This window comes from Actinomycetota bacterium, assembly GCA_040754375.1.
In the GTDB taxonomy this organism is placed as follows: Bacteria; Actinomycetota; Acidimicrobiia; order Acidimicrobiales; family AC-14; genus JBFMCT01.
The window spans coordinates 1-9521 of record JBFMCT010000069.1 but is presented as its reverse complement, the minus strand read 5'-3'; the positions used below and the strand labels follow the sequence as shown (position 1 = coordinate 9521).

The 9521-nt window shown below is 75.0% G+C and carries 8 protein-coding genes; 3 read left to right on the top strand and 5 right to left on the bottom strand.

Annotated features, from left to right (window positions below; all coding sequences use genetic code 11):
• Positions 1-91: 91 nt before the first annotated feature.
• The 5 genes from AB1673_16930 to AB1673_16910 all read right to left on the bottom strand — a co-directional run bounded on the left by AB1673_16930 (position 92) and on the right by AB1673_16910 (position 7124).
• A complete protein-coding gene (locus AB1673_16930) occupies positions 92-1690 on the bottom strand; it encodes a polysaccharide biosynthesis tyrosine autokinase (GenBank protein ID MEW6155643.1) in 1599 nt (532 codons plus the stop codon).
• 29 nt (positions 1691-1719) lie between these two features.
• Positions 1720-3060, bottom strand: a complete 1341-nt coding sequence (locus AB1673_16925; GenBank protein ID MEW6155642.1) for a hypothetical protein — start codon at positions 3058-3060, stop codon at positions 1720-1722.
• Complete coding sequence (locus tag AB1673_16920) at positions 3057-5468, bottom strand: glycosyltransferase (GenBank protein ID MEW6155641.1); 2412 nt, start codon at positions 5466-5468, stop codon at positions 3057-3059. The genes AB1673_16925 and AB1673_16920 overlap by 4 nt, the downstream gene beginning before the upstream one ends.
• A complete protein-coding gene (locus AB1673_16915) occupies positions 5461-6147 on the bottom strand; it encodes a sugar transferase (protein ID MEW6155640.1) in 687 nt (228 codons plus the stop codon). Before AB1673_16915 ends, AB1673_16920 begins: the two co-directional genes overlap by 8 nt.
• A 356-nt stretch (positions 6148-6503) precedes the next feature.
• Positions 6504-7124 (bottom strand): methyltransferase domain-containing protein, encoded by a 621-nt coding sequence (locus AB1673_16910; protein ID MEW6155639.1) that lies wholly within the window; start codon positions 7122-7124, stop codon positions 6504-6506.
• 157 nt (positions 7125-7281) lie between these two features.
• Here AB1673_16910 and AB1673_16905 point away from each other — a divergent pair, with 157 nt between their 5' ends.
• The 3 genes from AB1673_16905 to AB1673_16895 all read left to right on the top strand — a co-directional run.
• Entirely contained in the window at positions 7282-8238 is a 957-nt protein-coding gene (locus AB1673_16905; GenBank protein ID MEW6155638.1) for an FkbM family methyltransferase, read from the top strand.
• On the top strand, positions 8235-9071 hold the full coding sequence (locus AB1673_16900) for a class I SAM-dependent methyltransferase (protein MEW6155637.1): 837 nt from the start codon (positions 8235-8237) through the stop codon (positions 9069-9071). The genes AB1673_16905 and AB1673_16900 overlap by 4 nt, the downstream gene beginning before the upstream one ends.
• Positions 9068-9521 (top strand): hypothetical protein (locus AB1673_16895; GenBank protein ID MEW6155636.1); only part of this gene is annotated, 454 nt, incomplete at its 3' end. The genes AB1673_16900 and AB1673_16895, both read left to right, overlap by 4 nt.

Below are 9521 nucleotides of genomic sequence, written 5' to 3'. Positions count from 1 at the left end.
CGATGGTGGCGCCGCCAGCGGCGCTGGCGGCGTGCCGCGACGCCGGCCCGCGGCGGCCGGCGGCGGCCCCGGTGCCCCTCGACGTGCCCGGCTACCGCTTGGCCACCTCCCGGCGAGAGGGGGCCGGGGCCGGCCCGTAGCCTCCATAGCCATAGCCGTAGCCGTAGCCGTCCTCGCCGGTGGCCCCGTTGAGCACGGTGCCCACCACCGGGGCGTCCACCTGGGCCAGCAGCTCGGCCGCCCGCCGGGCCTCGGTGCGGGCCGTGACCCCGGCCACGCACACCAGCACGGCGGCGTCGACGATGCGGGCCAGCACCAGGGCATCGGTCACGGGCAGCACGGGCGGGCAGTCGATGAGCACGATGGCCCCGCCCGCCCCGGCCTCGGTGAGCACCTGGCTGGCCCGGCGCAGCGACAGCAGCTCCGACGGGTTGGGCGGCAGGGGGCCCGAGGCCAGCACCCGGAGCCGGTCGACCCCCTCGACGGGCTGGAGGGCCTGGTCGAGGGTGGCCTCCCCGAGCAGGACCGACGTGAACCCCACGGCATTGGACAGGCCGAACAGCTCGTGGGCCCGGGGCCGGCGCAGGTCACAGCACACCACCACCACGGGCACGCCCGCCCGGGCCAGGACCACAGCCAGGTTGGCGACGGTGGTCGTCTTGCCCTCCCCGGCGCTCGGGCTGGTCACCATCAGGCGGCGGACGGGCCGGTCCAGGGACAGGAACTGCAACGACGTACGCAGCGTGCGGTAGGCCTCGGCTACCGGCGACGAGGGCTCGGTCAGGGCCACGGGCGGGGCCGCTCCCCCACCCCGGGGCTGGCTGGTGGCCGCGTAGGGGACAACCCCCACGGTAGGCAGGCCGGTGGCCTCTTCGAGGTCGTCCTTGGTGGACAGGGAGTCGTCGAAGTGATGGCGCAGCGACGCCAGGCCCACCCCGGCCAGCAGGCCCATGACGGCGGCCAGGGCCCCGTTGCGGACGGGCCGGGGGGCGAAGGGCTCGGCGGGCACGGCCGCCCTCGAGACGAGCTGGGCACCCCCGCTCTTGAGGGGGGCCTCGACCTGGATCTGGTCGAGGCGCTGGCGGAACAGGGCCTGGGTGGACACCAGCGCCTGGCGCTGCTGGGCCAGCGCGGCCCGGCGGGCCTCCCTCTCGGCCGCCGGGGCGTCGGCCACCTGGCGGTCGAGGGCGTCGATCTGGCCCTGGAGGTCGTCGACCTTGGACTGAACCTCCTCTCCGGCGCTCTGGAGGTCTTCGACGGCTTGGCGCTGGCGGAAGGCGATGAACGCCTCGGCGTAGGTGTTGGCCACCCGGGCGGCCCGCTGGGGGTCGGTCGACTCGGCCCTGACGGCAACCACGTCGGTATCGCCCACAGGGGCCACCCCGACGTCGGGGGCCGACCCCAGCTCGGCCCGCACGGCGTCCTTGACGGCCTCGCTGCGGAACACCTCGATCTCGTTGCGCACGGCCCGGGCCGGGTCGAGGCGCAGGGCCGCACCCTGGTCGAACAGCGACTCGGTCGTCCGGGGCTGGAGCAGGAGCCGGGCGCTGGCTTCGTAGACCGGGGTCTGCAGCAGCGACAGCCCGGCCGACAGGCCCACGGCCACGACCACGGACAGCACGAGGGTGCCCTTGCGGCGGCGCAGGACGGCCAGACGGTCGCGAAGGGTGACCTCGGGCGGGCTGGCCACGCGCCGATCGTACCGGCCGCGACGGCCGGTCAGAGGCCACCACCGCCGGCCCGGGCCGGTCCCACGGCTGCCACCCGCCCAGGGGACGCCCGCCCCCCGGTCCCCGGCCGCCGGGCCAGGACCACGGTGGCAGACACCCCCAGGGCGAGGGCCACGGCCAGGTCGACGACCGCGCTGGAGGCCAGGAAGTAGAACTCCGACAGCACCCGGAAGGTGCCGTTGTAGAAGGTGGCGGCCACCACGATGGCCAGGGCCGCGCCCGGAGCGGCCAGCGCCGGGGTCAAGAGGCGGCGCAGCTTGACCAGGCCCCACCCCGCGAACAGGCCCGAGACGGCCGAGAACATGGCCACGCCGGCCCACCCGAACGACGCGTAACCCCAGACCGGGGCGGGCAGGCGCAGGCCGCCGGCCGCGAAGTCCCGCAGGTCGCGAAAGCCTGTCAGGGTGGACAGGGCGTAGGTCGACGGGTCCCACTCGCTGGGGCCCAGGGACAGACCGGCCAGCAGGGTCCGCCCGTAGGTCGGCTCCCCTCGGGCCTCGAAGCCCTTCAGGAACCCGATGTGGTCGCGGATGTCGGGCGAACTGTCCGCCACCCGGTCGGCCACCGCCTGGGGGCTACCGTCTCCCGGGCTGACGAAGGCGAGGCTCACCAGGGTGCCCACCGACAGGGCGCCGGCCGCCAGGGTGGCGATGACCCACGGCCGCCAGCGCCGCTCGATGGCCACGGCCAGGGCGAAGAGGAACGGCCCCGAGAAAGCCGAGTCACGGCTCAGCGAGACCACCAAGGCGACCACCAGCACGGCCGCCAGGGCCAGGTCGGGCCAGCGGCGGCGCCGGTACCAGACGGCCAGGACCACCGGCAGGGCGGCCGACGCGGCCGCCAGCCCGAACCGGTAGAACAGCGCACCCCGCTCGAAGGCGGCCCGGTAGGCACCGACGCCGAACTTGGCCGACGTGCGGTCGGCCGCGAACAGGGGCACGTAACCCATCACCGCGAAGGCCAGCACGAGGGCGCCCGCCCCGCCCAGGCCGATCCACCGGGCGCGGGACGAGACCAGGTCGACCACCCGCTCGCCCATGGCCCGGGCGAACGTGAGCGGCACGCGGTTGGGCGAGCGGGCCCCGACCTGGGCACCGAGGGCCAGCCCGGCCAGGAAGGCCACGGCCCCCACCAGCAGCACGTCGCCGTAGAGGGCCAGCACGGCGTGATCGAACCGGCTGGCGGCCAAGGTGGGAGCCAGCGGGACGAGGTAGACGGCGACGAAGGTGCCCGCCCCCATGTACGCGAACACGTTGTCGCGCCGGCACCACACCAGCACCGGCCCCAGTGTGAGGGCCGCCAGCGCGAGCACGACCTGAAGGGTCGTCACCGCGTGCTCTCGACCACCTCGAGGAACCGCTCAGCCAGGTCGGCGGCCGACGGGAGGCGGGCTCGGGCCGTGCCCGCCAGCCGCTCCTGGTACTCGGGGCCGCCGTGCCGGGCCCGAGCGGCCGTGCGGTCGATGGCCTCGGCCATGGCCGTGACCGACGTGGCCGCGAAGGGGAACACCTCCCCAGGTGCCACCGACGCCGCCACCTCGGGCAAGGCGCCGCCGTCGCTCACGCACACGGGCAACCCGCCGGCCAGCGCCTCGGCCACGGGAAGGCCGAACCCTTCCTCCAGCGAGGGCTGGACCAAGAGGCGGGCCTGGCCCATCAGCTCCTCGAGCACGGGCCCCTCGCACCACGGCCTCACGTCGGCGAAGCGGCGCTGGTCGGCGGTGAGCGAGCGTTCGAGGTCGGCCGTCTCGGCCGGTGAACCTCCCACCATCACCAGCCGGCCGCCGGCCGCGCACATGTCGGTGCGGGCGAAGGCGTCGACGAGCCGGGCCAGGTTCTTGTGGGGGGCGAACCGACCGACATAGACGGCCGTCTCGGTGGCCGCCGCCACCCGCCGGCGCTCGAGCACCCGGTCGGCCCGGGCCGTGTCGACGGGCAGGGGCATGACCGCGATGCGGCGTTCGTCGACCCCGAGGTCGCGGGCTATGCAGCGCCGGGAGTACTCGCTGATCGTGAGCACCACGTCGGACACGGCCGCCACCCGGCGCAGGTAGGCGGCCCGCGCCGCCCGTTCGGCCCCGCTCGGGCCGTGGCGGAGCTGGATGGTGTCGAGCACCCACGTCACCGCCCGCACACCCCGGAGCGGGCGCTGCTGGTGCATGAAGACCGACAGCCGGGCGGGCGGCAGGTCGAGCCACGCCCGCTGGCCCCGCCACTGCCGGGGGTCGCGGTGGTCGACCCGCACGTCGCTGCCGGGCCAGGCCAGCTCCGCCACCTCAGCGGGGCCCCACAGCAGCCACGGAGTGGGCGGCGGCCGCTGGCCCAGGCCCTCGATCAGCGAGCGGGTGACCCGCCCGGCCCCCCAGATACCCAACCAGCGGCAGTCGAGCACCACGTCATGGCCGCCACCGGGCGCCGAACGCCGGGCCGGCCTGCTCCGGGCCAGGGCCGCGCCGGGCCGGCCCCCGTCGGCCCCCGGTCCCGCCCACCGGCCCGAGCCACGGCGGCCGGCGGCCCCTCCGTGGCCCCCGGTACCGGGATCGGGCCCGGCGCCGCGGTCTGCGTCGGGGTCGGGGATGGAGCGGCGGCCGGAGCCTGGGCCCGGACCGGGGCGGGCGCCGCGGTCGGGGCCGAGGTCGAGGGCCAGGCCCCGGGCGGCGGCCGCCGAGACGACCCAGTCCTGCAGCTCGGCCGTGAACCGGTCGGCGGAGAACCGCTCGGCGTGGGCCCGGCAGGTGGCCGGCGAGGGAGGCGAGGCCAACACGGCGGCCAGGGCCTCGCCCATGGCCCGGCGGTCCTGGGTGGGGGCGAGCGCGCCGGTCACGCCGTCGGCCACCGTCTCCAGGCTTCCGCCCGCGGCCAGGGCGACCACCGGGGTGCCGCACGCCTGCGCTTCGACGGCCACGATCCCGAAGTCTTCCAGGGGCGGGAAGAGCACGGCCCGGGCCGAGCGGTAGAGGTGGCGCAGCTCGTCGTCACCGGGGTTCACCACGAACGTGACCGGTGCCCCCAGGTCCTCGGCCTTGGCCCGTAGGGCCGCCTCCCCGGGCCCGGCACCGGCCACCACCAGCGGGAAGTCGAGGTCGGCAGCCACCTCGATGGCCAGGTCGAGGCGCTTGTAGGGCACCATGCGCGACGCGGCCAGGAAGAAGTCCTGGCGCTCCACCGTGGGGCACGGGCAGTAGAACCCGGTGTCCACGGGGGGGTAGACCACCCGGGCCTCCCGCCCGTAGCAGCTCTCCACCCGCTCGGCCACCGCCCCCGAGATGGCCGCGAACTCGTCGACCCAGCGGGCCGAGCGGCGGTCCCACCGCCGCAGGGCGGCCGCCGGCAGGGTCCGGCCCAGCCGGCCGGCCCGGCCGTCCACCTCGGCCAGCCACACGTAGCGCATCGGCGTGTAGCAGTAACAGAGGTGCAGGGCATCGCGGGCGGGGCCGAACCCCTTGGCGCAGGCGTGGCTGGAGGTGACGACCACGTCGTAGGACCGGCCGGTGGCATAACGCCAGGCCAGCGGCATGAGCGGGAGCTGGGCGCCCCGCCGGGCCCGCAGGGCGGCCGAACGGTCGAGGAACGTCGTCGACACCCGGCGCCCGCCCAGCTCGAAATCCACCGCCGGGTCGACGGTCAGGGCGTAGAGGTCGGCGGCCCCGAAGGCGGCCGCCATCGCCTCGAACGTCTTCTCGCTCCCCGAGCGGCAGGCCAGCCACTCGTGGCACAGAGCCAGGGTGGCGTCAGTCAACGCCTCGCCGGCTGACGACCGCTAGCGGGGTACGGGCCACGATGGCGACGTCGAGCCACGGCCCGCAGTTGGCATGGTAATGGGAATCGATCTCGGCTCGCTCGGGAAAGGCGATGTCGTTGCGCCCCTCCACCTGCCACAACCCGGTGAGCCCCGGGCGCAGGGCCAGGTAGGAGCCGACGTGGTCGCCGTACTCGTCGAGCTCGCGGCTGACCACCGGGCGGGGGCCGACGAGGCTCATGTGGCCGGCCAGCACGTTGAACAACTGGGGCAGCTCGTCGAGGCTCGACATGCGCAGCCACCGGCCCACCCTGGTGACCCGGGGGTCGAGGTGAGCGGGGATCTTGTAGCCCCCGTTGACGTACCACTCGTCCAGGCCGCCGTCCTCACGCAGGCGCTGCTCGGCGTCGGCGTGCATCGTGCGGAACTTGAGCATGGCGAACGTGCGGCCGCCGTAGCCCACCCTCTGCTGGCGGAACAGGACGGGGCCCCGCGAGGTCAGGGCCACCACCAAGGCCACGACCACCAGCGCGGGCACCAGCACCACGAGGAGCACCAAGGCCCCGACCACGTCGAAGGCCCGCTTGCCCCGCCACGCCCCCGCGGACCGTCCCGACGCCGTTGCCCCGCCTACCCGTCGTGAACCTTGCGATCCAACCGCCGGATTAGCCAGAGCCATTCCCGTCCTCCAGTTCTGGGCCCCATTGACAACGCCCCAGCCACTGCTCGCCGTCGGCAACATCGCGTCCCCGCGCGACCCGGCTGACCCCAGCGTCGAACCGGCCTCTTGCAGCCCCGCCGGCTGCTCCAGCCTGGAACCTCGGCCTCCCAACCCCTGCCACCCCCTCCCGGGTGACCGAAACGACCGAAGCAGCCCGAAGATAGCAGCGCCGCGCCCCGCCCGGCACGTCCGGCGGTTACGGCCCGACGACGGCTACATGAACGTTGCCCCGACGTACGGGCTCGAGCAGGTGGCGGGCTCGGTCGGCAGGCGCATCGCGGTCCACGACCTGTAGTGGGGCGGGGCGGCCCGGGCTACTTGCGGAGCACGGCGACCACGTTGGCGGCCGGGGCCAGCCGGCTGAGGAAGGTCATCTCGTAGACGTCCTGGGCGGCCCGGCCGGAGTTGACGAGGGGCTCGACCACCCGGTCCCACACGAACCAGCGGCCCTTGCCCAGCGTCGTGTGGAACTGGATGGCGGCGTAGTCGACGGCCGAGAACGAGAAGTCGAAGTAGTAGGGCCGCCGCCACGCCTCCTCGCCCGCTCCCGCGAAGAAGTCGAGGGTGCGCACCGAGTAACCCCGGATGTGGGTGGGGTCGACGTAGAGGTTGCGGGACGTGAAGTGGACGGTCGACACCACCACCAGGCCACCGGGGGCCGTCACCCGATGGACCTCGCGCAGCGCTCCCACGACGTCGACGTGTTCGAGGACGTCGCGGCACAGCACCACCCCGAAGGTGGCGTCGGGGAAAGGGAGGGGTTCGTCACCCAGGCTGGCCACCACGTCGACCCCGGCGATGGCGGCTACGTCGAGGTTGACGAAGCCCGGCCGGCGGTCGGTGCCGCTGCCGAGGTTGAGCCTCGGCCGGTCGGCCACCGCAGGCCCGGCCACAGCGATGGCGCGGTCGAGCACGCCCTGGAGGTCGACAGGCATGGGGGGCATCATCGCCCATGCAGCGGCGCCGTCAAGGGGGTTCACCAGGTCGTCACGCGCCGTTAGCCCGGCCGCTACGCTTCGGCCACCTACCGGCTGGAAGACTCCACAACGGGCTGGGCCCCGCAACCCCCGTTCGCGAAAGGACCGTCAGCACATGCGGCCGGCTACCCAGCAATCTCTGATCGACACCGGCCGGCGGCTGTCGTCCCACCTGCCCGGTGCATGGGACCGCCGGGCTCGTGAGCTGGCCAAGATCGCCCTCAACTACCGTGGGGCCCGGCGGCTGGCGGCCCGCCACGTGCAGTTCGCTCTCGTTCGCCACGGCTCGCCCATGCTGGTGGTGCCGTTCGGGCCTGGCCAGATCGTGGTCGACCCGGCCGACGAGGAGGTCGGGCGCACGGTGTTCATCACCGGTGGCTACGAGCGTGAGCACATGGCCGCGGCCGTGCGCCACCTTCGGGCGGCCGGCCGGCCCGTCGACGGCAAGGTGTTCGTCGACGCCGGGGCCAACATCGGCACGTCGACGCTCGACGCCCTGCTCCAGTTCGGCTTCGCCCGGGCCGTGAGCTTCGAGCCCGACGCGGCCAACGCCCGCCTGCTCCGGCTCAGCGCCCAGCTCAACGACCTGGGGCCTCGCATAGAGGTCCACACCGTGGCCCTCTCCGACCACGACGGCACCGTCGGGCTGCAGCGCAGCCACTCCAACTCCGGCGACCACCGGGTGGTGGCCCTCGACAGCAACGGCCACAACGGCCAAGGCCCCCCGCAGCCGGAGGGCGAGACCGTTGAGTGCCGGCGCCTCGACTCCTACTTCGGCCCCGGGGGTAGCGCGCCCGGCGACGTGGGCCTGGTGTGGGTGGACACCCAGGGCCACGAACCCCACGTCCTGGCCGGGGCGCCGGCCCTGCTCGGGGCAGGTGTGCCCTTCGTCGTCGAGTACTGCCCGTGGGTCCTGCTCGAGGGCGCGGCCGCCCTCGAGGCCCAGATCGCCGACCACTTCTCGCTGGTCGTGGACCTGCGCGAGGGCGCCGAGCTGGTCCCCGCCGACGTCCCCCGCCTGCGGGCGCGCTACGCCACCCGGGGTTACACCGACCTGCTGCTGGTGCCGTGAGCACGGGCAACTGCTACGTGTGCGAGGGCACCACCCGCCCCGAGAGGGTGGGCCAGCACGACATGACGGTGTGCTCGGTATGCGGGTTCGGCCAGGTGGTCGAGGGGGCCAACGTCGAGGACTACTGGGCCCGCTCGGCGGGCACGGGAGCCGACACCGAGCTGGGCGAGAGCTACTGGGCGGCCCGCACGGGCGTGTTCCGCAGCGCGCTGGCCCACATGGCCCGGGGCGGCCGCCCGGGCCGGGTCGTCGACCTGGGCGGCGGGGTGGGCTGGTTCGCGGCGTGCGCCCTGGAGCAGGGGTGGGACGCCTACACCGTCGACGTGTCCGAGCACGCGGTGGTGGCGGCCGCCGCCCGGGTCGGGCCGGACCGCTCCCTGGCCGAGGCACCGGCTTCGTTCGAGGGCACGTGCGACCTGGTGACGCTGTGGTGCGTGGTGGCCCACGTACCCGACCCCCGGGCCGTGCTGGCTTCGGCCCTCACCCTGCTCAAGCCCGACGGGCGCCTGCTGCTGACGACGCCCAACTTCGCCTTCCAGCGCCGCTACGCGGCGGTGGCCGCCCGCCTGGGCCGCCCCGTCGACCTGGTGGCCTCCGACCACCTGCTCAACTTCACCCCGGCGGCCGTCGACCGGGCCCTGGCCGACGTGGGCGCCCGCCGGTCGGCCTTCTGTTACTGGGGCATCACCGAGGACTGCCTGCTGGAGCGGCGGCTGGCCCGCTGGCTCGTGCCCGCCAAGCGGGCCTGGAACCGCACGGCGTGGTCGGCCCACCGGGCGGGCTTACCCCTGCTGTGCTCCGAGCTCCAAGTCGAGGCCGTCCGAGCCCCGTGACCGACGCACTGGTGCCGCTCACGATCGAGGACGGCCCGCTCCGGGCACCGGTCACGGCACCGGCGGCCGCCGGCCGGGGACGGCGGGCCCTGTGGACCTTCGCCACCCAGGGCCTCTCCAGCGGGTCGAACTTCCTGCTCACGCTGTTCGTGCTGGCCGCGGCCGGGGCCCGCGAGTTCGCCGTGTTCGCCGTCTGTCTCACCGCCTACCTGCTCACGCTCGGGCTGGCCCGCTACGTGATCGGCATACCCGTCCTGCTCCTGCACGCCCCGCCCGGCGGCGACCAGGGCGGGGCCGGCGACCGGAGCGGGGTGGGCGACCGGGCCGCGGTGGGCGACCGGGGCGGGGTGGGCGACCAGGACCGGGCCGGTACCGGCGACCAGGACCGGGCCGGTACCGGCGACCTGGGCGGGGGCGGTACCGGCGACCAGGGCGGGGCCGGGCGGGCCG